This is a genomic window from Anabaena sp. CCY 0017 (assembly GCF_963920885.1).
In the GTDB taxonomy this organism is placed as follows: domain Bacteria; phylum Cyanobacteriota; class Cyanobacteriia; order Cyanobacteriales; family Nostocaceae; genus Nodularia.
Window position 1 is genome coordinate 117,037 of record NZ_CAWUDG010000013.1, and the last position, 25,563, is coordinate 142,599.

General features: G+C 41.1%; 29 protein-coding genes and 2 pseudogenes. 12 read left to right on the forward strand and 19 right to left on the reverse strand.

The features are described 5' to 3' along the window. Nucleotides 1–52: 52 nt before the first annotated feature. Entirely contained in the window at nucleotides 53–331 is a 279-nt protein-coding gene (locus tag ACM0OW_RS16320) for a hypothetical protein (RefSeq protein WP_414551216.1), read from the forward strand. Then, nucleotides 324–587, forward strand: a complete 264-nt coding sequence (locus ACM0OW_RS16325) for a type II toxin-antitoxin system RelE family toxin (RefSeq protein WP_414551217.1) — start codon at nucleotides 324–326, stop codon at nucleotides 585–587. The genes ACM0OW_RS16320 and ACM0OW_RS16325 overlap by 8 nt, the downstream gene beginning before the upstream one ends. A 31-nt stretch (nucleotides 588–618) precedes the next feature. Here the strand turns inward: ACM0OW_RS16325 and ACM0OW_RS16330 are convergent, their stop codons facing one another. The 5 genes from ACM0OW_RS16330 to ACM0OW_RS16350 all read right to left on the reverse strand — a co-directional run bounded on the left by ACM0OW_RS16330 (nucleotide 619) and on the right by ACM0OW_RS16350 (nucleotide 5,433). Continuing rightward, entirely contained in the window at nucleotides 619–1,395 is a 777-nt protein-coding gene (locus ACM0OW_RS16330) for a COP23 domain-containing protein (RefSeq protein WP_414551218.1), read from the reverse strand. A gap of 73 nt (nucleotides 1,396–1,468) precedes the next feature. Beyond that, the gene (locus ACM0OW_RS16335) at nucleotides 1,469–3,040 is read right to left on the reverse strand and encodes a M48 family metalloprotease (protein ID WP_414551219.1); all 1,572 of its coding nucleotides are present in this window, start codon (nucleotides 3,038–3,040) and stop codon (nucleotides 1,469–1,471) included. Nucleotides 3,041–3,085: 45 nt separating this feature from the next. Continuing rightward, nucleotides 3,086–4,009: a DUF5331 domain-containing protein gene (locus ACM0OW_RS16340; protein ID WP_414551220.1), complete on the reverse strand. Its 924-nt coding sequence runs from the start codon at nucleotides 4,007–4,009 to the stop codon at nucleotides 3,086–3,088. 23 nt (nucleotides 4,010–4,032) lie between these two features. Further along, a complete protein-coding gene (locus ACM0OW_RS16345) occupies nucleotides 4,033–4,365 on the reverse strand; it encodes a (2Fe-2S) ferredoxin domain-containing protein (protein ID WP_414551245.1) in 333 nt (110 codons plus the stop codon). A 90-nt stretch (nucleotides 4,366–4,455) separates the two neighbouring features. Next, entirely contained in the window at nucleotides 4,456–5,433 is a 978-nt protein-coding gene (locus ACM0OW_RS16350) for a cysteine synthase A (protein WP_414551221.1), read from the reverse strand. Nucleotides 5,434–5,706: 273 nt separating this feature from the next. Here ACM0OW_RS16350 and ACM0OW_RS16355 point away from each other — a divergent pair, with 273 nt between their 5' ends. The 3 genes from ACM0OW_RS16355 (at nucleotide 5,707) to ACM0OW_RS16365 (ending at nucleotide 10,793) form a co-directional block, all read left to right on the forward strand. Then, a complete protein-coding gene (locus tag ACM0OW_RS16355) occupies nucleotides 5,707–6,024 on the forward strand; it encodes a hypothetical protein (RefSeq protein WP_414551222.1) in 318 nt (105 codons plus the stop codon). 16 nt (nucleotides 6,025–6,040) lie between these two features. Then, nucleotides 6,041–8,122 carry a dynamin family protein gene (locus ACM0OW_RS16360; protein ID WP_414551223.1) on the forward strand — a complete coding sequence of 694 codons (2,082 nt, stop codon included), beginning with the start codon at nucleotides 6,041–6,043 and terminating at the stop codon, nucleotides 8,120–8,122. A 481-nt stretch (nucleotides 8,123–8,603) separates the two neighbouring features. Beyond that, nucleotides 8,604–10,793, forward strand: coding sequence for a dynamin family protein (locus ACM0OW_RS16365; RefSeq protein ID WP_414551224.1), 2,190 nt, complete (start codon nucleotides 8,604–8,606; stop codon nucleotides 10,791–10,793). 336 nt (nucleotides 10,794–11,129) lie between these two features. On the opposite strand, the gene ACM0OW_RS16370 is transcribed toward ACM0OW_RS16365, so the two are convergent. Together ACM0OW_RS16370 and ACM0OW_RS16375 are read right to left on the reverse strand one after the other, a co-directional pair. Then, nucleotides 11,130–11,714, reverse strand: coding sequence for a Uma2 family endonuclease (locus ACM0OW_RS16370; protein WP_414551225.1), 585 nt, complete (start codon nucleotides 11,712–11,714; stop codon nucleotides 11,130–11,132). 188 nt (nucleotides 11,715–11,902) lie between these two features. Next, nucleotides 11,903–12,034: pseudogene (locus ACM0OW_RS16375) on the reverse strand (hypothetical protein); the annotation flags it as partial. A 287-nt stretch (nucleotides 12,035–12,321) separates the two neighbouring features. Here ACM0OW_RS16375 and ACM0OW_RS16380 point away from each other — a divergent pair. Beyond that, a complete protein-coding gene (locus ACM0OW_RS16380; protein ID WP_414551226.1) occupies nucleotides 12,322–13,323 on the forward strand; it encodes a phosphate ABC transporter substrate-binding protein in 1,002 nt (333 codons plus the stop codon). A gap of 41 nt (nucleotides 13,324–13,364) precedes the next feature. Here the strand turns inward: ACM0OW_RS16380 and ACM0OW_RS16385 are convergent, their stop codons facing one another. Further along, on the reverse strand, nucleotides 13,365–14,756 hold the full coding sequence (locus ACM0OW_RS16385; RefSeq protein ID WP_414551227.1) for a malic enzyme-like NAD(P)-binding protein: 1,392 nt from the start codon (nucleotides 14,754–14,756) through the stop codon (nucleotides 13,365–13,367). A gap of 187 nt (nucleotides 14,757–14,943) precedes the next feature. Then, complete coding sequence (locus ACM0OW_RS16390; RefSeq protein WP_414551246.1) at nucleotides 14,944–15,318, reverse strand: c-type cytochrome; 375 nt, start codon at nucleotides 15,316–15,318, stop codon at nucleotides 14,944–14,946. Nucleotides 15,319–15,527: 209 nt separating this feature from the next. On the opposite strand from ACM0OW_RS16390, the gene petG reads away from it, so the two are divergent. Further along, the gene (gene petG / locus ACM0OW_RS16395; RefSeq protein WP_006194775.1) at nucleotides 15,528–15,641 is read left to right on the forward strand and encodes a cytochrome b6-f complex subunit V; all 114 of its coding nucleotides are present in this window, start codon (nucleotides 15,528–15,530) and stop codon (nucleotides 15,639–15,641) included. Nucleotides 15,642–15,718: 77 nt separating this feature from the next. Here petG and ACM0OW_RS16400 read toward each other — a convergent pair whose 3' ends face one another. Beyond that, a complete protein-coding gene (locus tag ACM0OW_RS16400) occupies nucleotides 15,719–17,083 on the reverse strand; it encodes an MATE family efflux transporter (protein WP_414551228.1) in 1,365 nt (454 codons plus the stop codon). 11 nt (nucleotides 17,084–17,094) lie between these two features. Here ACM0OW_RS16400 and ACM0OW_RS16405 point away from each other — a divergent pair, with 11 nt between their 5' ends. Beyond that, complete coding sequence (locus tag ACM0OW_RS16405; RefSeq protein ID WP_414551229.1) at nucleotides 17,095–17,667, forward strand: helix-turn-helix domain-containing protein; 573 nt, start codon at nucleotides 17,095–17,097, stop codon at nucleotides 17,665–17,667. A 142-nt stretch (nucleotides 17,668–17,809) separates the two neighbouring features. Here the strand turns inward: ACM0OW_RS16405 and ACM0OW_RS16410 are convergent. From ACM0OW_RS16410 to hisH, 8 genes and pseudogenes are all read right to left on the reverse strand, one after another. Next, nucleotides 17,810–17,998: pseudogene (locus tag ACM0OW_RS16410) on the reverse strand (16S rRNA (guanine(966)-N(2))-methyltransferase RsmD); the annotation flags it as partial. A gap of 36 nt (nucleotides 17,999–18,034) precedes the next feature. After that, nucleotides 18,035–18,649 carry a GNAT family N-acetyltransferase gene (locus ACM0OW_RS16415; RefSeq protein WP_414551230.1) on the reverse strand — a complete coding sequence of 205 codons (615 nt, stop codon included), beginning with the start codon at nucleotides 18,647–18,649 and terminating at the stop codon, nucleotides 18,035–18,037. Nucleotides 18,650–18,750: 101 nt separating this feature from the next. Next, on the reverse strand, nucleotides 18,751–18,960 hold the full coding sequence (locus tag ACM0OW_RS16420; protein ID WP_414551231.1) for a type II toxin-antitoxin system HicA family toxin: 210 nt from the start codon (nucleotides 18,958–18,960) through the stop codon (nucleotides 18,751–18,753). Further along, the gene (locus tag ACM0OW_RS16425; protein ID WP_414551232.1) at nucleotides 18,957–19,160 is read right to left on the reverse strand and encodes a type II toxin-antitoxin system HicB family antitoxin; all 204 of its coding nucleotides are present in this window, start codon (nucleotides 19,158–19,160) and stop codon (nucleotides 18,957–18,959) included. Before ACM0OW_RS16425 ends, ACM0OW_RS16420 begins: the two co-directional genes overlap by 4 nt. 97 nt (nucleotides 19,161–19,257) lie before the next feature. Beyond that, nucleotides 19,258–19,479: a type II toxin-antitoxin system HicA family toxin gene (locus tag ACM0OW_RS16430; RefSeq protein ID WP_414551233.1), complete on the reverse strand. Its 222-nt coding sequence runs from the start codon at nucleotides 19,477–19,479 to the stop codon at nucleotides 19,258–19,260. Next, entirely contained in the window at nucleotides 19,476–19,694 is a 219-nt protein-coding gene (locus tag ACM0OW_RS16435) for a type II toxin-antitoxin system HicB family antitoxin (RefSeq protein ID WP_414551234.1), read from the reverse strand. The genes ACM0OW_RS16430 and ACM0OW_RS16435 overlap by 4 nt, the downstream gene beginning before the upstream one ends. 30 nt (nucleotides 19,695–19,724) lie before the next feature. After that, nucleotides 19,725–20,291 carry a 16S rRNA (guanine(966)-N(2))-methyltransferase RsmD gene (gene rsmD, locus ACM0OW_RS16440; RefSeq protein WP_414551235.1) on the reverse strand — a complete coding sequence of 189 codons (567 nt, stop codon included), beginning with the start codon at nucleotides 20,289–20,291 and terminating at the stop codon, nucleotides 19,725–19,727. A 108-nt stretch (nucleotides 20,292–20,399) separates the two neighbouring features. Next, the gene (gene hisH, locus ACM0OW_RS16445) at nucleotides 20,400–21,035 is read right to left on the reverse strand and encodes an imidazole glycerol phosphate synthase subunit HisH (RefSeq protein WP_414551236.1); all 636 of its coding nucleotides are present in this window, start codon (nucleotides 21,033–21,035) and stop codon (nucleotides 20,400–20,402) included. A 58-nt stretch (nucleotides 21,036–21,093) separates the two neighbouring features. Here hisH and ACM0OW_RS16450 point away from each other — a divergent pair, with 58 nt between their 5' ends. Then, nucleotides 21,094–21,606, forward strand: a complete 513-nt coding sequence (locus ACM0OW_RS16450) for a peptidase C15 (protein WP_414551237.1) — start codon at nucleotides 21,094–21,096, stop codon at nucleotides 21,604–21,606. Between the two features lie 51 nt (nucleotides 21,607–21,657). After that, entirely contained in the window at nucleotides 21,658–23,016 is a 1,359-nt protein-coding gene (locus ACM0OW_RS16455; protein ID WP_414551238.1) for a DUF3370 domain-containing protein, read from the forward strand. Between the two features lie 204 nt (nucleotides 23,017–23,220). On the opposite strand, the gene ACM0OW_RS16460 is transcribed toward ACM0OW_RS16455, so the two are convergent. After that, nucleotides 23,221–23,427 carry a type II toxin-antitoxin system HicB family antitoxin gene (locus ACM0OW_RS16460; protein WP_414551239.1) on the reverse strand — a complete coding sequence of 69 codons (207 nt, stop codon included), beginning with the start codon at nucleotides 23,425–23,427 and terminating at the stop codon, nucleotides 23,221–23,223. Between the two features lie 219 nt (nucleotides 23,428–23,646). On the opposite strand from ACM0OW_RS16460, the gene ACM0OW_RS16465 reads away from it, so the two are divergent. Further along, nucleotides 23,647–24,519, forward strand: coding sequence for a bile acid:sodium symporter family protein (locus tag ACM0OW_RS16465; protein ID WP_414551240.1), 873 nt, complete (start codon nucleotides 23,647–23,649; stop codon nucleotides 24,517–24,519). Between the two features lie 52 nt (nucleotides 24,520–24,571). Continuing rightward, nucleotides 24,572–25,519: a 50S ribosomal protein L11 methyltransferase gene (locus ACM0OW_RS16470; RefSeq protein ID WP_414551241.1), complete on the forward strand. Its 948-nt coding sequence runs from the start codon at nucleotides 24,572–24,574 to the stop codon at nucleotides 25,517–25,519. Nucleotides 25,520–25,563: the final 44 nt, after the last annotated feature.

Consider the following 25,563-nt stretch of genomic DNA (forward strand, 5'->3'; position numbering starts at 1 on the left):
TTTTTAAAATAAATTACAATAGACAGTAAACCTTAAGATTGAGAGACAGGCGATGAATAATACGGATAATTCGCCAATGGGGAATACAGAGTCGGCAGTTTTCGTATCTGTGACAGAGTTACAGGGACAGATTAATGACTTACTTAAAGAACTATCGCCAGAGCGATTACAGGTGCTTGCTGATTTTGCAGGTTATTTAGCTAATGCTGAAAGTGAAGCTGCAACCCAAGAACTTTTAGAAATTCCTGGATTGCTAGAGCGAGTTAAGCAAAATCAAAAAACCCCTAAAACCCATTACACAAACTGGAGAAACCTTCGCACTGATGTATGAAGTTATTCTCCATCCCGATGCTCAAAAGATTTATCTCAATGCTGACAAAGCCCTGTCTAAGAAAATTGCCCGATGTTTGCAGCAGTTAGAGCAAACGCCTCGGTTGCACCCCAACATTAAAGCCCTGAAGGGAGACTATACAGGATACTATCGCTATCGAATTGGGGAATATAGGATCATCTATTCGATAGAGGATGAAATTGTGCAGGTATTTGTCGTCGCGATCGCTCATCGAAGCCAAGCATACGAACCATGAAGGCAAGTTGTGATGTTCAGAATGAGCAGCATTAGCGGAAATTACCAGGATTCAAACGAGCAGGTTTTTGAGGTTGAGGATTAGTTGCTGCGCCAGTTTGTCGCAGAGTTCCACCATCTTGAGGTGCGAGATAAGGTTTCAAATTGATACCACCTCTTGTAGATGCAGTAGCCCGATTGTTACCACCACCTAAGAGTGTACGCCCTAAATTGTATAATTCGTTAATTCCTCCCCGATTGCGATCGCCATAAGTATTCACAGCAGTTGTTTGTTGTCCACTATCAGCACTAATCAAGTTTTGGAAAACACTATTGCGGACAGCAAAGGGATCTTGTCCACGGGGTACTGTCAGTACAATACGACAAAATGAGTTAGCCTCAGTGGTTACACAGACAATGTTTTCATTATTTTCTACAGCCGTTTGGAGTTCCTGTAAACCATCTGGGCGATATAATTCCAAGCGACTGGCGATCGCTTCACAGCGTTTTTGGGGACTCCAACCGCCACCCAAAGCCGCCGGTGCTGCCCAAGGAAAGAATTGTCCGGGGATATTTTGGGGTTGATACATAACTGTATACTGCCCATTTTGGAATTGACAGCTAAACCGAGTTCCAGTAGTTACAGTTTGTGAACCTGTGGGGATACCTGTATTTGTACCTGTGGGTGTTGATGTCCCGCCGGCAGGAATTGTGGGGACAACCACACCAGAATTAGAATCATCAAATTGAGCAAAGGCCGCAGAATTACCTAAAAATAAAGATAAGCTCAAACTGCTCAAAAATATAAACTTTAAAGGTTGTGAAGACATAAATTATTACTCGGTGTAAATAGAGTATAGAACTGATAATTTAAGTGACGAAAAATTGGGTACTTTTGATTCATCAAGAACGCGATTTTTTTTGATCTGGTGATTTTTTCTCTGCAAGTAGCTGTTTTACCCGTGCTTGCACTTCTAGATGTCGCTCAACTCCTTCATAAGCGTAGCGATTATAATTCCCACGAGAAATTAAATTTTCTAAATAACTAACTCGTTCACTACCGCCGGGATGAGAAGATAACCACAGAGGAATAAAATTTTTCTGTTGTTTTTCTAATGTCACCATTAAGTTACGCAAACCATCAGCAGCGTAACCGCCAGCTACAATTAAACGCGTACCCAAGTTATCTGCTTGACGTTCCATCTCTCGGTTGTAACTGAGTACAAACAGTTGTCCCAGAGTGCCGCCTAGTGGTAAATACTGGGTGATATTAGCAATGAGATTGCCTTGAGTGACTAATTGAAAGCCATGAGATAACACTGTGTGAGCTAATTCATGACCCAGTAAACCAGCCAATTCTGCTTCGGAATTGGTTTGAGCGATCGCACCAGCATGAATAAATATTTTACCTCCAGGCAGTGCAAAAGCATTGAGACTTTCTTGAGGAATTACAAAGAATTCATATTTAAAATCATGTCTTCCTGCAACATTAACCAGTTTTTGACCGATTTCATTCACATAAGCAGTAACAGTTTCATCTTCAATTAAATTTAACTGTTGTTTGGCCTGTGTTGCTATCGATTCACCTATAGCTTCTTCACCTTTAAACAACATAATAGTAGAATCAAGAGCAGAAAAAGGGCCTAAAAGTCTGCCAGTAACTGCATAACCCAATGCACCTGTAATTACATTTGCTATGGCATTACCTCGAATCTCTGATTTGATGTTAGATTTGAAGTCATTCAGATGTTTGTCAGCTAAATTTTTAAATTCATCAGCTTGGGGATGATTCGGATTCAGCAGTGCAAATTGACGCGCCGTTAAAGACGCTTCCATCCATTTTTTAGCTTCAGCTAATGCGGCGACTTTAGCTTGAATCAATGTTGATTGATTGGGATAAAGCGAATATGCACGTTCTAAAACTTCTAATGCTTCTGGGGCGCGATTGTATTGTTTTAAAACTTCCGCAAAGCGAAGATGACCAGGAATAAACTCTGGATATTGTTCAACCAATAATTGCAGAGGTACTATAGCTCTTGTTTGCAAATTATTAGCAATTCCTGCCGCAGATTCCCGCCAATATACTTTACCTGCGGGAGAAAGTTGGCTAGGGTCAAGTATAGCGTTTTTACGTTGTTGCTCTGTAACTTTTGTAGCAAATGGTTCTTTGACTTCTCGATATAGTTTTTCCGCCTCAGCGATTTTGCCGGCGAGAAAAAGTTGGTCTGCTGCTATGAGTTTTTGCTGACGAGCAAGTTCCTCTGGACTGAGTGCAGATTCCTCTAACTCTTGCGGTTCAGTATCTTCAGTCTGGGCTTCTGGGGGTGTGCCGGTAGTCTCAACCATAATAGACGCAGCCGGTTCTTGTGCGGGAACAGGTGCTATTGGTTGCGTGAGAATAATTAACAACGATGTGCCGAATGAAAGCAACACCCATCTCAAAGCTAGCAGCAGAGACCTTCTGATTCTTTTCATAAACTCAGTAAATCGAAAAGTTTTTTTGCAAAAGAGCAATATCGCTTAAAGTCGGATAGAACTAGCCACTTCTCGGTCATATTCCCTACCCTGACAACACTCATCTACCCAAGCAGCCAGACTAGAAGCATGAGTACGATGTGATGAGGAAATTTTATGGGGAATATCTTTTGGTTTGGGTGGTATTTTCCCATGATTACTATTGCTTTGAACTGGGGATTTCAGACAGTCCAGTAAAAAGAAAATCCCAGTTAAACAATTTCTCTGGACTAGAAGAGTCCAAAAATTGATGGGTACATGAGCAAACCTGGAATTTCTCAGTTTTTGGGAGGGTAGAGTGTTAGTTTTATTCAGCACATCGATAGTAATTGCCAGAGGCGATCGCGTGGAGCGCAGTGCCGGAGGCAATCGCACTGGTTTATCCTCCAGTAATACACTCGCAGGTGATTTGGCAGTAGACCGAGAAATAATCTTAGCAGCCACCGCAACAGATGAAACACATTTTTCTCTGGGCAGAATTTCATAATTTTCTGTATATGCTGACACAGGTTTATGGAAGCGTGGCAAATCATAGGTCAAAGTTTCAGCCGGAGAAAGCTGAGGAGCAACTGTCACCATAGGTACAGGTGGGATTTCAGGATAGTTTTCTTCTAAAGGTTCCCTTTCAAACTCAGTTATAGTTGGAGAATGATCTGAGTTTATTAAACATAACTCTTCATCAGGATTAAAATTCAGACCCAAACTTGTAACAATCTCATCAGGATTATTATTCAGATCCAGGATAAAAGACATCACCTGATCAAACTGTGGCTCTAACACCGACAAAGTAGCCAAAATAAACCCAGACGAAGGACGGCGCAGACCATTGTAAGTACCCCAAACCCTCATCTTGACCAGCCAAGCACGATTTTGCTCATAGTAACTCAGCCACTTAATTTTCACAGATTGGCGTAGCTGCTGAATATTCATAAACTTGTAGATTTTGAATTTGCTTATCCCTGAGTATGAAATCGATGATAAAGCATTCTTTTGACACTTTGACCACCTAGCAAATGTTGTTCTACCACTAGAGGTACTTCATTAGGTCTAACGTCGCAATACCAAACCAGATCCGGTAACACCAGCACCATTGGCCCGTTACCACATTGTCCCAAGCAACCGCTAGCCGTTACCGTCACATCCGGGACTGACAAAGCTGTAAAAGCCGCTAATACCTCTGCTGCACCTTGCTTCTTACAAGTGCGATTTTGGCACACCCGCACACATCTAGCAGCAGAGTTCGTGTCTGTTTGAGGAGAGTTAGATGATTGACTGATATTAGACATTTTTGTAGTAAGTAGTAGATACCCTGACAATTGGTGAAATGGCATAATTCCTGCTCCCTCTCCTTAATAAGGAGAGGGCTGGGGTGAGGTTTAAGAATTAATCACTAATCCTTTTGAAGCTAGCCATTCGCTGTTGAAAATGCGTGACTGATACCGAGAACCGCTATCACATAAAATAGTAGCAATAGTATGTCCTGGCCCCATCTGCTTTGCTAAAGCCACAGCCGCCCCAACATTAATTCCTGTAGAACCGCCCATTAATATTCCATCCTGCCGCAAAAGTTGATAAACCACCCGCAAAGCTTCCTTGTCATCTATCTGGATAGCATCATCAATCGGTGCGCCTTCCATATTGGCAGTAATGCGGCTATTACCGATACCCTCAGTGATAGAACTGCCCTCAATCTTAACTTCACCAGTTTTGATATAGCTATACAGTCCGCTACCCATCGGGTCAGCAACCACGCATTTCACAGCCGGATTTTTTTCTTTGAGATACAAAGACACACCAGCAAAAGTACCCCCAGTACCAGTTGCAGCAGTCCAGGCATCAATTTTACCCTCGGTCTGCCTCCAAATTTCCGGCCCTGTAGTTTCGTAATGAGCGAGACGGTTGGCTAAATTATCAAACTGATTAGCCCAAATAGCATTATCTAACTCCGCAGCGATTCTGCCAGATAGTTTGACATAGTTATTCGGGTCTTTGTAGGGAACAGCCGGCACAGTCCGCACTTCTGCGCCCAGAGTCGTCAGCGCATCAATTTTTTCTTGGGATTGGGTATTGGGAATAATAATCAGGCATTTGTAGCCTTTGGCGTTGCAAATATGAGCTAAACCAATCCCCGTATTTCCTGCGGTTCCTTCCACAACAGTACCACCGGGTTTGAGTAGACCCTTTTTTTCGGCATCTTCAATAATGTAAAGTGCAGCGCGGTCTTTGACGGAACCCCCAGGATTTAGAAATTCTGCTTTACCAAGGATTTCGCAACCTGTTTCCTCACTAAAGCTATTTAAGCGAATCAGAGGTGTGTTACCAACAGTGCCGACAAATCCATTTTTAATATCCATTTTAACTTTCCTGAGTTCTGGTCTATAAAAATTTTGGCTTATTGCGGTGGTAATATTGACAGATTCCGCAACCAAAATACAAATACACCATATACATTTCTTTTCACCTGCTCATTCTCTGCGACTGGTGCGACTCTGCGTGAGACTTCTAGAATCTTGTGCAGCCAACTGAAATTTCACTGTAGTAACTTCAATTAGTTGTAAAATAAAATACAATAGACCTATTTTGTGAGTGCTGTTATCATTTCATTGTCCTAGATGGAGTCGAGACTGATGAAATCTCAAGATGATCACCATAAAGAAATAGAGGCACGGGAACGCAAATTGCGGGAACGAGAAGTGGAATTACGACTACGGGAAATGGAAGCTGATATTCACCTACCTGTACATAAAACAGTCAAGCATCAGCCAGAAAAGTCTCAAAAGCCGTGGATGAAAAAACTTGTTCTCGGTGGGAAACTATTTCTTCTCGGTGTTACAGCATTGGTAGCTGTAAGAATAGCTTCAGCAGTTGCGGGAATAGTCATCATTTCTGCATTGGTGTGGATAGCTTACAAATTATTTTTTGATTCCAAAAACAATCGTCGTTAATAACAGGGTAATTGTGATGAGTCAACAACTTGATACAGATAAATTTATCAATGATTTAGAAAGAGTTGCTCAAGTTCGCGCCAAAATTTCTGGATGTCTGAGCCGAATGGCTGACACTATCCAACAAGCTGAATTAGCTGGGGAATCTTCTTCAGGTAAACTGAGTTTAGAACGGGATGTTGAAGATATTACAGTAGCTAGTAAAAACCTCAAACAAGGTGTATTTCGCCTGTTGGTTTTAGGTGATATGAAACGGGGTAAAAGTACATTCTTGAATGCCTTGATTGGCGAAAATTTACTTCCCAGTGATGTCAATCCCTGTACGGCTGTATTAACGGTTTTGCGTTACGGGGCGGAGAAAACAGTCACAATTCATTTTAATGATGGGAAAAATCCCCAAAGGCTAGATTTTCAAAGTTTTAAGTATAAATATACTATTGATCCAGCCGAAGCTAAAAAATTAGAACAAGAGAAGAAACAAGCTTTTCCTGATGTTGATTATGCAGTAGTAGAGTACCCTTTACCATTATTAGAAAAGGGAATTGAAATTGTTGATAGTCCAGGTTTAAATGATACAGAAGCCCGAAATGAATTGTCTTTAGGTTATGTGAATAATTGTCACGCAATTCTGTTTGTAATGCGAGCTTCTCAACCTTGTACTTTGGGTGAACGCAGGTATCTAGAAAATTATATTAAAGGTAGAGGTTTGTCGGTTTTCTTTTTAATTAACGCTTGGGATCAGGTGCGAGAATCTTTAATTGATCCTGACGATGAAGAGGAGTTACAAGCCTCAGAAAACAGATTAAGGCAAGTATTTAAGGCAAATTTAGCCGAATATTGTACTGTAGATGGTCAGGATATTTACGAAGAACGGGTATTTGAAGTTTCATCAATTCAAGCGCTGCGAAAACGACTGAAGAATCCCCAAGCCAATTTGGCGGGAACGGGTTTTGCCGAGTTTATGGGATCACTGAACACTTTTCTTACCAGAGAAAGAGCGATCGCCGAACTCCGTCAAGTGAGAACATTAGGTAGACAAGCCTGTAAACATACTCAAGAAGCAATTGCTAGACGCATCCCATTACTTGATCAAGATGTCGATGAATTAAAAAAACGCTTGGATTCTGTGGAACCTGAGTTTAATAAACTGACTGGAATTCGAGATCAATTTCAAAAAGAAATCATTAACACCAGAGATACCCAAGCACGAAAAATTTCGGAATCTTTCCGTGGTTATGTCTTAAATTTAGGTAACACTTTTGAAACTGATTTTTTACGCTATCAACCAGAATTAAACGTTTTAGATTTCCTCAGTAGCGGTAAACGAGAAGCATTTAACGAAGCATTGCAAAAAGCCTTTGAACAATATATTGCTGATAAAGCTGCGGCTTGGACTTTAACTGCTGAAAAAGATATTAATGGCGCTTTTCAAGAACTTTCCCGTAGTGCTGCACAATATGGCGCGTCTTACAGTCAAGTCACAGACCAAATTACCGAAAAACTCACCGGACAGCCAGTGAAAGTAAATACTCATTCCACCCCAGAAGATGATAAATCGCCAGGATGGGCAAAATGGGCAATGGGATTGTTATCTTTATCGAGAGGAAACTTGGCTGGTGTCGCTTTAGCTGGCGCGGGATTTGATTGGAAAAATATTTTGTTAAACTACTTCACTGTCATTGGTGTTGGGGGAATACTTACGGCTGTCACAGGTATTTTTCTGGGTCCCATTGGCTTTGCTTTGCTAGGTTTAGGAGTAGGTTTTTTACAAGCAGACCAAGCACGTAAGGAGTTAGTTAAAACTGCTAAAACGGAGTTAGTTAAATATTTACCACAAATAGCCCATGAACAATCTCAAACCGTATACGATGCAGTAAAAGAGTGTTTTGATTCCTATGAAAAAGAGGTAAGTCAGCGAATTAATGATGATATTGTGTCTCGTAAATCTGAATTAGATAATTTAGTTCAGCAAAAACAAACACGGGAAATCAATCGGGAGAGTGAATTACAAAGATTGAAAAAATTACAGGAAGATGTCATAGTTGAAATTCAACAAATTGAGTCTGTATATAGTGATTTATTGGCTTATTATAGCTGAAAATAGCTATAATATGGAATAACGAACCACAGAGACACAGAGATCGCAGAGTAAGAGAAAAAAGAGAAATGTTCACATCTTATTTGGGATTGCTATGAGGATATTTTAAAAGTCTTATTCTCGGTAGCAAAACATTTTAGATCCCCCTAAATCCCCCTTCTTAAGGGGGACTTTGATCACTATTCCCCCTTTTTAAGGGCAGGGCTGTTTCATTCGATAAGGAGGGAGGATTTGTCAATATCATTAGGGATAATTTTTGGGACAGAACTTATGGAAAACCTACATTTCAACCCAAAAAATTCAAATTTTGCTCAGGATATTTAAAGCGATCGCTCTAAATATCCCTTGACATTATAAGCCTTTGAGGGAATGAAACAGCCCTGCTTTTTAAGGGGGGATGGGGGGATCATTAAGTGCCTAAAATCACAGCCAGATACTTTTAAAACAACCTCTATAGATAATTTGCTAGCATCATAAAAATATGCAACAACAGGGTGAAGGTTACAGGAATTTAGCAGATTCTCTTAAATCTGCATCTACATTACTAAATTTAGAATCGGGTTCATCATTGCATCAAGATATTATTACTGTTTGTCATCATCTAGTTAATCCTAGTTTCCGCATTGCGGTTTTTGGCCCTTTTAATCATGGTAAGTCTACTTTATTAAATGCCATCTTGGGAAATCGCACATTACCAATTGATTTGATTCCCACCACAGGCGCAATGATTACTGTGAAGTATGGTTCAGATGTGCGGACTCGGATCATGTTGGTAGATGGAACAGAAGTTTATCGCAGTGGGACGGAGATTTTAGAGAAATTTGCTATTCTTGACGGTAATAGACAGATGCGAAAAGATGTCGCCTCTGTAGAAGTTTTTTATCCTCATCCCCTGTTAAAAACTGGTGTAGAATTTATCGATTTACCAGGGACAAATGATCGGGAAGCACAGGACAATTTAGTTAAAGAGAAACTTTTAAGTGTAGATTTAGTAATTCAGTTACTAGATGCACGTAAATTAATGACTTTAGGTGAACGGGAAAATTTGCGTGATTGGTTATCTGATAGAGAAATTAAAACAGTTATTTTTGTGGCTAATTTTCTCAATTTACTAGAAGTAGAAGAACAAAAACAAGTACAAAATCGCTTGCTATTTGTTGCAGAAAGTTTTCGGACAGATTTACCTCCAGGCTTTAGTAATTTATATCGTGTTGATGCTTTACCTGCTTTACGCGCTAGATTAAAGGGTGATGTAGCGGCTGCTAATAGTAGCGGTTTAGTGGCGTTTGAAACAGCTTTGCAGAATATTGTCAGTATTTTACAACAAAATAGCGGTGGTGTACGGTTGCCAAGGGTGCAAGCGATCGCATCTCAAATTCAATTATCATTAAAGGCTAAAATAGATCCTCTAATTGATGAAGTCAAAGCCTTTGATGACAAACAAAATACTAAATTTGCTATTCAAGAAAAAGCTGCTAACTTAATTAGTCAAGGCTTTAGTAAAAGCTTAAAAGAATTATCTAATTGGCTACACTTACCCACTTTATTAGCAAAGTATCAAACTGATGGTGCAGTTGCATTAGCAGAAAGTAAATTTAAATCTTGGCAAACCGACAAGCTGAAAAAAGACTTGACAAAGCTACAGTTAGATGTAATGAAATGGCTGTATGATGCTTATGATTTTTTTAAAGAAGAAAGACCAGAAGATTTATTAATTCGCTTACCGAGTGAACCACAAATTACTTTACCACCAAAACCAGGTAATACTGACCAGTTAAGTGAACCGGGTTCAATTGCAGTTGGTGGTGGTATTGGTTGGTTATTAGGTGGTCCCGTGGGTGCTGCTGTAGTTGGGAGTATTTCTTATTTAATCAATAAAAATATCCAACAACAAGATGATCAAGTAGCTAATGAATCATATCATCAGCAGGTTGCTAGAGTTTGTATCACAGTTATTGAAGAGTATTTATCTGATTTGAGTAGTCAAGGTTTATCAATTTTAGCTGATTATGAACAAAAAGCCGAAAAAGTAATTCGTTTTACAGTCAGTCAAGAAACACCAAAAATTGCTCAAAAACGTACAGATTTGCAGCAATTACAAAATGCTTTTAATCAGTTACTGCGTGAATTAGAAAAATCCCAAATACCTGTAAATTATCAACCTTACCCAGAAATATCCCCAAACCAAAATCCTCACCGTGTCTATATTCCCAAACGAGAGAGAGTGCAAACTTCCTCAAGCAAAAATACTCAGACAAGGGTAGAAACTCCAAAACATCAAGTTCCCCAACCTCCTAAAACTTCTCCTCGTCCCCAAGAGGTGGACACAAAATTTCGTAATTGGGAAATTGACGAAGAAATGGAACGCATGAAAGCAGAAATGCGTTCTCCTGGTTCTCAGAATCGACAAAAGCAGCAGCAAACCCAAAATAAACAATCATCTAACCCACCCAAAAATCAAGCAGAAAAAGATAAAATTGCTCGTGCATATCGTATTTTAGGATTACAGCCTACTGCTTCTTTGACTGAGGTGAAACAGGCGTATAAAACTTTAGTGAAAAAATGGCATCCAGATTTATTTGTTAATCAGCCACAGATGCAAAAAAAAGCGGAGGGTAATATGCGGTTAGTGAATGAAGCTTATAACACTTTAGCGGATAATCATCAATGAATTTGCTCTTAGGCTAAATAATTTGTAGATTATAATTACAATATAGCGGTTCTCGGTTGAGTGAGATATAAAAACCCCACCCCCAACCCCCTCCCCCGTTCGCCCTTAGCGTTTCCGAAGGAAAAGTTCACCCGGAGGGAAACCCTCCTTGTGACTTCTCTCCGCCGCGAGGAGGGGGCTATGATGTACTTCATTCAAGTACATACCGCTATAATTCTTCCCAAAATTTCTTATTTAACAAAGAATTTCTCTGCTTCTAAGTATTGTGCAACTGTCAGAATATTTATAGAAGATTGCATAGGTTTTATGTAGGATGAATTGTTATTAAATTTCGTATTACCAAATTTTACTCATCTTCAAAATAAATCCTGGTAAGACATTTTCACCACTCACAATTTCAGGATTTTCTAAACATTCTTCTGGTTGTCCAGGACGATAAATATAAACTCGGCGATGTTTACGGTCAATTAACCAAGCTAATTGTATTTTTGGTTCCTGCATATATTCTACCATTTTATCTTTTAAGGGTTGCAGGCTATCCGAAGCTGACCTTAATTCAATCAGAAAATCTGGACATATAGGTGCAAATTTTTGTTTTTGTTCTGGTGTGAGTTGATTCCATCGGGCTAATTTTATCCAGGACGCATCAGGCGAACGCTCTGCACCTGTTGATAGTTTAAATCCTGTACTAGAATCAAAACAAATGCCTGTGTCGTCTTGTTCTGCCCAAACTCCTAGCTGTAAGGCAATATTAAAGTTACGGTTTCCTGTTTCTGAACCTGTAGGCGGCATAATTGAGATTTCTCCAAATTTATTCCTCTCAATGCGTAAGTCGCGGTTTTCTTGACAGAATTCAAAGAATTGTTCATCTGTCATGGGCATTGATGAGGGAAAATGTAATATCAAAGGAGATGAAAGCATGGTAATTTTCTCCTACTTTGCTAACCCAAATAACTTCATTATATCTATGGGACTTCTAAGAAATAAATTATCTAAATAAAAGAACCGCAGAGACACAGAGAACACAGAGTCATCGTATTTTGAGAGGCTTCGCCGTGAGCGTCAGCGGCTCGACTGAGCTTCGCCGAACGTCCGAACGGTTTTATGCATTAGGTGGTTGAATATTTTTTTATTTGGAAGTCCTTTACGCAGTCTTCCCCATCTTTCCAGTCAGCTGGTGTGGCTACGCTGTAGTTATCTGTTAATTGCAGAGAGTCAATTACTGGCAATAGTTCATCAAAAATAATTTTACTCAGTATAATATTCTTGTAACACATACTGCTTTTGTAAAAAAATACAACATAAGTAACTGCATTACCCCAAAACGACCGTACTCGCCTTGTACTACGGAATATCCTTTTACAAAAGGATTTATCCACGGGGTAAAGCTAGGGTAAGGTTTTAATTTTTTGGTTGTCGAGTTGATATGAGTGGGAAATTTATTAGAGGGCAATTTCATTAAAATATAACGTTTGGGTAGTAGCTGAAAACCTTTATAAAGCTGATGAATTAGGGTAAATACTACAATATGTCTACAAACAGCAAAAATCGAGAAATACTCATACTGGTGCTGACTCTACTCCTCACTGGTGGAGTTTTAGGATTGGGTTTGTGGTATTTCAAACTATTGCCTGGATTAATGCAAAGTCCTATATCTCCCAATCAGAATGCATCGCAATCTTTAAATAATGATCAATCTTCTGGGTCTGAATCTAGCCCAGTTCAAGGTTTTGATGCAGGAAGTTTAGATACGAGTTTACCAAATCCAACAGTTTTAACGATTGATGGCAGTGTCACTATAGTTACTCTAGTTAAGCAGTTTCAAATTGCCTATAATTTTCTCAATCCTAATTTACCTACAACTTACGGGATGCCTGATGGTAAACCTAATGGTACTAATGCGGGACTAAAAAACCTGATTGATGGCAAAGTATTAATGGCGGCTAGTTCACGTCCCCTGAATGGTAGCGAATTGTCAGCAGGAATTGTGGGAGTCCCTATTGCCCGTGATGGTTTAGCTGTGGCGGTAGGTATCAATAACCCATATAAGGGGGGATTAACTATGGAACAGTTGGGTTTAATTTTCCTCGGACAAATTACCAACTGGTCAGAGGTGGGTGGTCCAAATCTCCCCATAAAAGTGATTAACCGTTCTCGTGACAGTGGGACTCATTCTTTCTTTCAAGAAGCGGTACTTTCTGGTAAAGCTTTTGCTCCTGATGGCGGCAATTTTACTACGGTGGAGCAGGATGAAACTACGCCTATTTTACGGGCTTTAGGTAATGATGGTATTAGCTATAGTACTGTGACTCAAATTGAGAATCAGCAAAGTGTCCGCATTGTTCCTATTAATGGGATATCGCCGACAGATAAAGATTTAGTCAAAAATGGGACTTACCCAATTAGTCGTGTTGTTTATTTGGCAGTACCACGTAAAACTAGCCCAGCCGTTAAGCAATTTGTGGAGTTGGCTTTATCTCCTGCGGGACAACAGGCTGTTGAACGGGCTGGTTTTATTCCTTTGAAATAAGCGATAAAAGACGCGATAAATCGCGTCTCTACAAGGAGGAATTAACTCTTGGCGATTCCTTCTTGACGGGCGGCTTGTTGGACAGCCGCAGCTACAGCAGGCGCAACTCTTTGATCAAAGACTGATGGGATGATGTGTTCCCGGTTTAAGTCTGAAGGTTTGACTAAGGAGGCGATCGCACTGGCTGCTTCTAAGTACATGGTGGTGGTAATTGTCTGGGCGCGACAATCTAAAGCCCCACGGAAGACTCCGGGAAAAGCTAAGACGTTATTAATTTGATTCGGGTAGTCACTCCGACCTGTGGCCATGACAGCAACAATTTTACTGACTAATTCTGGCTGAATTTCGGGAATGGGATTAGCCATAGCAAAAACAATCGGGTCTTTAGCCATTGCTTGTACCATTTCCACTGTCAATACTCCGGGTGCGCTTACGCCAATGAACACGTCTGCGCCTTGCATTGCACCCCCCAGTGTACCCTGGGCTTTAACGGCGAATTCCTGCTTCTCTGGGGTCAAATCGGTGCGACTGGTGGAGATAATTCCTTTGGAGTCACACATCCAGATTTTTTCGGCTCCAGCTTTGCGAAGTAAGCGAGCGATCGCCACTCCAGCCGCCCCAGCACCATTAATCACAATGCGGATTTCTGCCATTGATTTATCGACAAGTTTTAAGGCGTTAAACAACGCTGCTAAGGTAACAATGGCTGTACCGTGTTGGTCATCATGAAAAACTGGAATATTTAGTTCGGCTCGTAATCTCTTTTCGATTTCAAAGCAACGCGGCGCAGCAATATCTTCTAAGTTGACACCACCAAAAACGGGAGCGAGATTTTTGACTGTCCGCACAATTTCATCTGTATCTTGAGTATCGAGACAGATGGGAAAAGCATCAAGTCCGGCAAATTCTTTGAATAGCATCGCTTTACCTTCCATGACTGGTAAGGCCGCCGACGCGCCAAGATTTCCCAAACCTAAAACGGCACTACCATCGGTAACGATGGCGACAGTGTTTTGTTTGATGGTTAAATTGTAAACTTCCTCTGGGTCTTGGGCGATCGCTGTACAAATCCGACCAACTCCTGGAGTATACGCCATTGCTAAATCAGAAACACTCTTGATGGGAATGCGGCTGACAATGCCAATTTTGCCCCCACGATGCAAATTAAAGGTGCGGTCATAAACACTGAGCAACTTAATATCTGGCAATGCTTTGACTGCTTGTACAATAGTTTCAGCGTGTTCGGTACTAGCTGCATCTACAGTAATATCACGTGTAGATTCATGGCGGGTTTGTTCAATTAAATCAATTTGTCCGAGATTACCGCCACTGGTAGCGATCGCCTGAGTAATTGATGCTAACATCCCCACACGGTTGGGAATTTGCAAACGCAGGGTCAAACTAAAACTAGAATTAGGAGTGAGCTTTGTCATTGTAATTTTTGATTTTAAGTTTTAGATTTTATATCGAATTTTTCGCAAATCGTTGCCTTCCCCAGAGAAAAGTTGCACAGTTTACTTTATTTCACCAAATAATCCCACAGCTTCCAGCCGTGGGATTGTGAGAATGGTTGATAAGTCAAGCATTATCGGCAGAATCTGAGTTTTATAATTCAATAGACTATAAACTCTCCAAATAGCTCAATAGGTCTGCCATTTCTTGAACGCTAGGTTGGAATTTTGGCATCGGCGGGGTTTCGCCGCTAATCACTTGATGAATTAGCTTATATCGTGACTTGCGCTTTGATACACCTTGCAAACTGGGGCCAACTAGCCCATCTGCTTCTAGTCCATGACAACCAGCGCAGTTAATTTGAAAAATCGCGTGTCCTTGAACTGAGTCGCCTTTGAGGGAAAGGACATTCTTCACATAAGGGTCAGCAGCTCTAACCATTTGAACACCAAAAATGCCCAAAGGGGCTGCTAGCAGTAGCACCAGAGCCAATAAGGTGATCCACTGTATTCGAGTTTTTGGTTTGGTAATCTGGTTATCCAAAAGGTTTGCCGTCAAAGTGGAGTTTACTAAAAGTTTTTCATTATCCTACACATAGCTTAAAAGTTCTTGATGGTGTCTGCAAGCACAAATGATAATTTTTTTATGATCATTGGTCGCTCAAAAACATTAGAGGGCGAGGGATTCATCCCCAATTTGGTAGAATGAACAGCAGAAACGAATATTGAACATTTGCCAACAGGAGATTTAAAATGGTTGAACCCTTGCTATCCGGTATTGTCCTTGGTCTGATTGTTGTCACTTTGGCTGGGCTATTTTTCGCCGCCTATCAGCAATACAAGCGCCCCAACGAATTGGGGGGTTAAGATTTCTGAGTGGAGATGCGATTAATCAGCCAGCGCGTTGCCAACTTTCCTCAAGTTGTACGACTGGCTTCGCATCTCTACAAGAGAGGCTTTCGCTTAAAGGTGAGTCTGTGAAAACGCCAGAGAAAAATCACACCCGCGATCGCCACACCAATTGACTGTCCAGCCCATAATCCCACTCCGCCAAATCCTAGAGGGAATCCCAGCACATAGCCACTGGTTAAGCCAATTCCCCAAAAACTGAAAATACTTAACAACATGGGGACTTGTGTATCTTGCAGTCCATATAATGCGCCCATTGCCACACGTTGTACTCCATCCAAAAATTGTGATAATGCCGAGATGAACAACATCGGCATAGCCAGCTGGAATAACTCTGCATTAGCTGGGTCATGAATGTCTAAATAAATACCAATTATCTGTTGTGGATAAGTGAGTAGTACAATCGCTGTCAAAATCATAAAGGCTCCGGCAACAGTTACACCAACGTATCCGGCGCGTCGAGCGCCGGCAATATTTTGTTGTCCCAACCAAAACCCCACCCTGACTGTTACCGCATAGGACATCCCTAGTGGCACCATGAAAATCAACATCATGGTTTGATAAACCGTTTGGTGAGCTGCTAAGACCTCAACTCCCAATGTTCCCATAAAAAACGTAACTGCTGTAAATAACCCATACTCCACCGCAATTGTGACTGCGATCGCCACACCAATTCCAGCCAACTGCTGAAGAATTTTCGGTTTGAGTTGATGTAAATCTTGCCAAAATGGATACTTCTTGAGTTTTGGGTGAAGGCGAGTATAAATGAGCAATCCTAAGAACATTGTCCATAACCCAATGGCGCTGGCTAACCCCAATCCTGCCAATTCCATCCGAGGAAAACCAAAGTTGCCATAGCCGAGAATATAGTTACCTGCGACATTTACTAGTGTTCCCAAAATCACGAGCGGCAAGACGACACTCGCTTGAGACAGGGCTGAAACATAACCTCTGAGCATGGCAAACCCTAAACCTGGTAATATTCCCCACAAAACAAAGTTGAGATAGCTGTCTGCTAATTTCACTGTTGTTGCAGCTTGTCCGAGGTAAAGCATGAAAGAATTGAGATGTCCTACTACCAACATCATGGGAATGCTCAAAATAATGGACAGCCAAAGCCCCTGGCGGACAATTTGCTCAATTTGGGTTTTCTGACCTGCACCTTGTGCTTCCGCCACTAGCGGACTGACTGCCATGACTACACCACTAGACGTATTCAAGACAAACTGAAATGATATAGATGCCAATCCACCAGATGCCAAACTTTCTGGTCCCAATTGCCCCATCATAATGGTGTCTACGAACCCAACAGCAGCTTGAGCAACTTGAGCGCCAGCTAACGGAATCGCCAGTTTAATAAACTGATTAATTTCAGTGCGAATATGCGATTTGGTCAGCATCTTTTCATCCATTGGCGGCTAAGTTTGTCGAGCAAGTTGTCCAAGAAGCGATCGCATTGAATGACAATGGGTTAGGGTTGCTACCAGAATTTCATTGCCGAAATCCTCAAATTGAACAAATTAGTACCATGCTGCTAGCTGAACTCAAAAGTTGCGGATTAGCAGGACAACTTTATATTGAATCGCTCACAAACTTACTAGCTGTGCAATTACCTTGGCATTATATTGCGGTGCAGCCGTGTAGTAATATTTACAAATCAGGATTGAGCGATCGCCAACTGTTGCAACTCATCGACTACATCAACGAAAATTTAGCTCAAGATATTCAACTCTCTAATTTGGCTCAGTTGCTGGGAATCAGCCAATTTCACTTCATTCGGCTATTTAAACAGTCAATGGGAATGACTCCTCGTCAATATGTAATTCAGCAACGGCTGGAACAGGCAAAGCATCTACTTAAAGCCTCAAAACTATCAGTCATGGAAATTGCAATGCTGTGTGGCTTTAGCAGTCATAGTCATCTCGGTAAATTATTCCGACAGCATACAGGATTGACACCGAAAATCTATCGAATGCTTGTTTAAAATGTAAAGAGGGATGCAAGGAATTTTCTTGCCAAAGTTGATTGGTAGTTTTTGGATAGCTGCTTCAATTTCTGGCAAATTAGTCATAAAACCTTAAGAATTACTTGTATAGTAGACTGCAACTACACTGGGAGATTCTGTTTCAGTCTGTTCTCATGTTGACACTTTCGGCTTCATTCTGCTCATCCATAATTCTGTAGAAAGTCAGCGCAGTGTTACCGTAAACCTTTTGTCGGCAAATCTCCCAAGTGGGTATGACTGGCGGTGTCCAACCTTGGGGATTGTGTTCTACGGCTATTTCACCATGCACAGCTAATAAATTATGATGAGCAGTAAGCGTTGGCTATGCCGTCAGGCTTATCGCCTACTATAGAGTTAAGCTTGTGGCCATAGCTACAGGTGGCTTTTCTACTAACCCCAAATCAGAGGGTAGAGCCACATAAATAAAATGGTCTACCCATTGCTCGTTCTCGTAGAAAAAGCCACGACGAATACATTCTTTCTGCATACCCACACTTTGAGCAAGTGCAATTGATGCGTGATTATCCAGATTAATAGCGGCTTCGATGCGATGATAGTCCAGTGTCTCGAAGCCAGCCATCAAAGCGGCTCGAACTGCTTCTTTACCGAAGCCTTGTTTCCAGTGTTGGTTGTGAATTTCGTATCCTAAAATTGCCCACTGATATTCTCCACGGCGGATAGTCGAAATGTCGATATTGCCAAGATGCTGGTGAGTTTGACGAGAGAAAATGCCAAATACGAACAACTGATCGGTTAACGCTTCCTGCTGGTGGCGCTGACACAAATCTGCAAACCACTGGCGATCGCAATGCTCCAAACTCACAAATCCATCATCGTATTGACGTTGTGTTGGTAATCTTTCCGAAAAACCAGCGTACCAAATTTCATAATCACTTGGTTGCTGGGGACGAAGGATCAGCCTTTCAGTATTAATGCTCAATTTCCAGGAAATTTCACCCATTATTTTGGCAAAAATAAGCACACTTGGCTCATTGTAGCTCGATAAAGATTACTAATAAACGATTAACTTCTTCACCCTGTTCTCATCTTCTCAATTCACAATCACAGTAAATTTTCCTCAGATAACTGGGCAATTTTCATTAAGGCTCTTAAGGTTCCAACTTTCAAATCTTGATTGCGATGAACAGGAATTGACAGGATTTGTTTTAATTCAGGGTTTTCATAAATATGATGGCTGCCGGTAATTCTTTTTGAAACCCAACCTTTCTGCTCTACAATCTTGCATAGTTGTTTGCCAGAAATAGATTTCATATAGCAATTTCAACAACTTGATCTGTTGACTCAATGGCATCACGACTATTCGCAACATCAAGCCAACCTTCAATAGCATCCTTTAAATTAGCTATCACCTCCTCCATTGTCTCGCCTTCAGTAATACAACCAGGAAGGGCAGGTATCTCCGCCCAATAGCCACCTTCTTCGGCTGGATGAATAATTGCTTTAATTTTCATACTCGTTAAGCTATTGGTTGAGAATATAGTTGAAAAACACAAATCTTCGTGTATCCTTTAATATGCCTTTTCAATAGAGTTAAGCTTGCAGCTATAGCTAAAGTAATGACGTGAATTCTTCAATACTCAGTCCAGCATCTCGAATAATCGCCCGCAGTGTGCCTTTAGCCAACTCTTGGTGATCTGGAACAACAACTTGAGTGAATGGCTCATCTCTTCGCAGAATCATGTGACTGCTTTCTCTACGTTTTTGATAGAAACCAATTTTTTCTAGCACCTTGATACACTGTTTTCCTGAAATACTGGGCAACTTGCTCACACCACCACCAGGAATGTTTCAAACTTGTCTTCAGGCACAGATAAGCCATCTTCCTCTAAAGCAGTCACGTAGCCTACAATGGCTTCCTTAATATTGGATAAAGCCTCTTCTTTCGTTTTTCCTTGGCTAATACATCCCTTTAAACTTGGACACTCTACAATCCAGTAACCATCTTCATCCTTGTATAAAATGACTTGCCTTGTATACTGGCTCATAGTTATAAACAATATAATTGTTTTTCATTATTATCCCTCTTCTGTCACTCCCTCATCCATGATTCTATAAAAAGTCAGCGCAGTATTACCGTAAACCTTTTGGCGGCAAATCTCCCAATTGGGAATGACTGGAGGTTTCCAATTTTGGGGATTGTGTTCTACGGCTATTTCACCATGCACAGCTAACAAATTATGATGTGCGATCGCCTCTAACACTGGCTGATATAATCCACTAGCATAAGGCGGATCAAAGTAAATTCTGTCAAACTGCTTTCCTGATAAGTTTTTTAATTGCTGCATGACATCTCCTCGCCAGAGTTGCCATTTTTGCTCACCATGCGCCACCTGCTGCCAATTTTGTTGAATAATGGCATTAGCTTGGCTTGATTTTTCTATCCCTACTACTAAACTGGCTCCTCTACACAACGCCTCTGCACCCATTGAACCAGTGCCGGTACACACATCTAGCCAGCGACAATCCACAATTGTTCCCTGCCAAATATTGAACACTGCTTCCCTCACCCGCGCACTGGTGGGTCTGGTAGCTTGCCCTGGTAAAGATTTAATTTGGCGATTCCCGTAAATTCTCAGTGTCATTGGTTGTTAGTCATTGGTCATTAGTCATGAGTCATTGGTCAACAGTCAGGGAAAAAACCATGACAAAGGACGAATAACAAACGACAAAACCTCAAAATAAAAGTTGGATTATGCAGCAATTTTTTCGCGAACTTGGGCAACAAAATTAGATAGAATTTGCAACCCGATGTTAGAAGATTTTTCCGGGTGGAACTGCACTGCTGTTAGGTTTTCACGCGCGATCGCAGCTGTGATAGTTTGAGAACCGTGGGTAACAGTTGCGGCTCTAACTTCAGGATCTGTTGGGTCAACATAGTAAGAATGTACAAAATATACCCAAGGATCAACTGGCAAATGCTCCCATAAAATGCTTTTTCGTTGCGTGAACTCTAGTTGATTCCATCCCATGTGAGGAATAGTAATACCTGCTTCTGGTCGGAATCGGCGCACTTTTCCGGGGACAATTCCCAGTCCTGGTTGAGTTCCTTCGGCACTGGATTCAAATAAAATTTGTAATCCCAAACAGATGCCTAAGAAGGGTTTACCAGATGCGATTATATCTTTAATGGGTTGTTCTAAACCACGCGATCGCAGGTGTTGGACTGCGGGATCGAATGCTCCCACTCCTGGCAAGACTACGGCATCTGCCATTTCTAAATCTTTAGCAGAATGAGTAATCTGAGGAGTTGCTCCAGCTTTTTCTAAACCTTTGCAGACTGAGTGCAAATTTCCCATATCGTAATCTACGACTGCAATGACTGGCATTGACCGGCTCCTTGTAAGTTTATTATGGAGGGTGTTTCTATTCTAAATAATATTTCCTATGGCGAAAAGAATACTATTAACTTCTTTTGAAGTTTGGTTGAGCGATCAACTCTCAAATTCCTCTGATGATTTATTACTGGAAGTGATTAAACATAACTCGCTCCCTCATGATTTAAAATTTTTGCGGCGTTTACCTGTGGATGTCCATCTGGCTAGTTCACAAGTAATTCAAAAAATATCTGAACTGCAACCTGATTATATTATTTGTTGTGGCATGGCTGCTTGCAGGACAAAACTAAGTCTGGAAGCGGTTGCTAGCTGTGGGGAAAGTGTTTTGCCGACAACTGTTAATTTGGAAAAATTAGTAAATGGAGCAACAGCAATTGAGATTAGCCACGACTGCGGTAAATTTGTTTGTGAAGGTCTGTACTATGCAGTTTTAGATTACTTGTGCCAAAATCAACTGGCAACACCATGTATTTTTGTCCATGTTCCGGTGTTAAATTCTGAAAATTTGCCCGTTGTCTTGGCTGATTTCTTATTAATTATTAACAATTTGGCACTTTCATAAAGTCGTCAGCGTCTCTTAGGTGAAGCCATTTTCTCAGTATTTCTCAGTATTATGTTGTCATTTTTACTAAATTTAACTCTCGCCCAATCAGCACCTGCTACCCTACCCCCAGAAGAAGTGGTGAAACCCCAAGAAGTGCGCTCTTTGCCGGGACAACTGGATACTGTGCCTGTTTTTAACAGTAATAGTCCAGAATTAGTATTAAAAGAAGGTATTTTACTCTCTACTTTTCCCGCAGATGGCAAAAAAGTATCAGAGGCGCATTTAAATTATCCATTTAGCGGGCGATTTGATGTTTTTGCCCACCACGTTGCTAAGGCTGACCCACCAGAGGATTTAAGATCGCTCCATATAGGAATCATGCTGCACAATCCTGGAACTGAACCAGTCACGGTGAATATATTGCAAGCAGCGAGTTATTTAAGTCAACCAGATGCACCATTTATTCAGTTACCAGCGACGAGTCAGAATATCTTAGGTAATGTTTTTGCAGGGCCAGGCGATCGCGCTGTGTCTGATATCTTAAGGGGAAGACGACAAGAAAGTTTTCCCGCCCAAATTGTCATTCCTCCAGGGCAAAGTCAGATGTTATTAAATTTGCCCATTCCTGTCAAAGAATTGACACCTCCTTTAAATGGTCGCTCTACATTAATGCGGTTGCAGAGTAATGGTACTGTTTATGCAGCTAGTATGGCTTTATTTGCCCGTCAGAATGCCGATGGTAGTGAACGCGCCCCGACTTTAGCAGAATGGGAAAATCTACTAAAGACTGGTGAATTGTCAACTCCACGGGATAAAGTTCCCACACCTTTAGAAGCAACCAACCAAGGAAGAATTTATGGACGTGTCGCCGGAGTTGCTCAAGGTTCTCAGTGGAAATCCTTAGTTGTAGATAATCCTGAAGCGAGATATTTAACAATTCCTCAAGCAGGTCAAGGATTTTCCTATCCTTTAAGTAGCCTACATGGTGGCACTTTAGGCACAAATCAAATTCAGACTGCGCCCATGCTGGTACGTTATCCTGATACCGCTTATATGGCTCATGGCAACTATGGGATTCAATATAGTTTGCAGTTGCCACTGCATAATAATACTGAAAATGCTCAAAGGGTGAGTGTAGCTGTACAAACACCAATTAAAGAAGATAATTTGGTAAAACAAGGATTACGCTTCTTTACGAATACAGCACCGCAAGTATTTTTCCGGGGGTCAGTGCGGGTACGTTACACAGATGATAAAGGTCATGCCAAAACTCAGTTTACTCATTTAGTCCAAAGGCGAGGTCAACAGGGAGAACCCTTAGTTTTATTAAATATGCCACCAGGCGATCGCAGATTAGTAGAAGTAGACTTTATCTATCCCCCAGATGCTACACCACCGCAGGTATTAACAGTATCTACTCAAGAGTAAATATTCTGATTTAGCAAAAACCCACATCTGATCAGGGACTTCCAAAGAATAAAATCCCCAATTTGTAGGGTGGGTTAGGACGATAGTCCGTAACCCACCATTATCCTAATTGCTTTTTTAAGATGACTTCCTCGTTGTCTTGTTTGGACAAACCCTCAGCGTTCCAATGCACGAATCACTTCAGCCGCAGGGACTCGTGGTAGCTTAGGCACTTATCACCTCAAATGTAGTTAATAAACGCGGATTTGTTTGAGGAAGAGAAACTTCTTCGAGGTAAAGTTCAGTTGCTTCTTTGAGATTAGCAATGGCCTCTTCTATGGTTTCCCCTTGGCTAGCTGTTCCCACTTCTGGACATTCAGCTACGTAAACATCTTCTTCCCAATAGACAGTTGCCGTAAATGTGCGATTCATAATCCAATTTTATTCAGCGATGATCGCCCCAGGATGGTCAACTCAATAATAGCAGCCACTTTCTCTATATTTGTTGGATCTGTGCTGAAATTAGCACGTATATTGAGTGTATCAATAGCAGAGTTGATGAAAATAGTCGAATAGTCAGCAATAATCCAAATTTATTCCTGAATATGGTAATATCCAAAGGCATTTTATTTTAAGTAATGCGAGTTAAGGATGGAAGGAAGTTTTCTGACGGCGGTTTTTCTGCCCTTGGCTCTATTTATAATCATGCTAGGCATGGGTTTATCCTTGACCCTAGACGACTATAAGGGAGTTTTAATATATCCTAAAGCGGTAGTAATTGGCTTGGTGTCGCAGTTAGTCATGTTACCAATTGTGGGCTTTGGCATTGCGTCGATGTTTCCCCTCAACCCAGAATTAGCAGTAGGCGTGATGATTTTAGTCGCCTGTCCTGGTGGCGCAACTTCTAATATGATCACATTTTTAGCTGAGGGAGATGTTGCTCTTTCTGTTACCCTCACAGCTATCAGTAGTTTAATTACGGTTTTTACCATTCCTCTGATTGTCAATTTTGCAATGCAGACATTTTTGGGAGCAGGGACAATACTACAGTTACCTGTTTTAAATACAGTTGTGCAGATTGCGGTGATGACGCTTCTACCTTTAACAATTGGGATGGTAGTTAATCGATATGCTCCCGGAATAGCAGCAAAGGCAAATAAACCTGTAAAGTGGCTATCTCTATTTTTCCTGACCGTGGTGATTACTGGGATAATATTTCAAGAACGAGATAATTTTCTTCCTTCTGTGATGGCTGTGGGCTGGGTAACTCTGGTTTTAAATGTGGCGACGATGACATTAGGTTTTGCGATCGCTACTTTAGCAAAATTAGGAGAAAAACGTGCTAGGGCAATTACAGTAGAAGTAGGTATTCAAAATGGGACTCTAGCGATCGCGATCGCATCTTCCCCTACATTGCTTAATAATTCTACAATGGCTGTTCCCGCAGCTATTTATAGTCTACTCATGTTTGTGACTGGGATTGGATTTGCATTTTTTGTTTCACGCAAAGGCGCAAAGCAATAAAGAAGAATACAAGCAGTTGTAGGGAAGCAGCGCTCGATGAAAGGAAAATAATATGTCTTGGATGGAATTAAGTCTAGATACAACCCATGAGGCTGTTGATTGGGTTTGTACGCTGCTAGCTGAAACTATTGATATTAATGATATTTATATTACCGAATATGCAGAATTCAATTCGGCTAGTTCTGATTGGACATTTACGATGCGGTTATATTTACCCTACGATGTCAGCGCGCGAACACAGATAGAAAAAATTGAAAGTCTGCTTTCGCCTTTGCATCGAACTGGAATGACAACAGCAATTCAGACAAATATTGTTGAAAATAAAATCACAGACGCGCCGCAACCACTTGTGCATCCCATTGGCGAAAGATTTATTATATTCAATTCTGATACACCTGCTCAATCTGAAATAGCAGATAAAATTACCTTAAAACTGCAAAAAACTCTCGCCTTTGGTAGCGGGTTACATCCAGCCACCATTGTCAGCCTACGACTGCTGGAACGCTACACAGTCCCAAATATGCAGGTATTGGATTTTGGTTCAGGTTCGGGGATTTTGAGTGTGGCTATGGCGAAGCTGGGGGCTAATGTCTTAGCTTTAGATAATGATAGTGTGGCGGTAGAAGCGACTCAGGAAACTGTATCTCTGAATAATGTAGAGCAGCAAGTACAGGTGATGCAAGGTAGCCTGGGGCGTGGCAGTGATTTGGGGCATTGGATGGGTGGAAACACTGCTAGTAATGGTTCAAAAATTGAAGCAAAAAATACATTTGATCTAATTGTTGCTAATATTTTCGCACGGGTACATATTGCCCTTGCGGATGATTTTAGGGCAGCTTTACGTCAGAATCAAGCACAACCAGGGCTATTAATTACAGCTGGATTTACTACAGATCATGAGGAAAGTGTCACTACAGCCTTAGCTGAAGCCGGATTTGAGGTAATTGATTGTGAACGATTAAACGAATGGGTTGCCCTTGCCCATCGGTGTAATTCGTAATTCGTAATTCGTAATTCGTAATTCGTAATTCGTAATTCGTAATT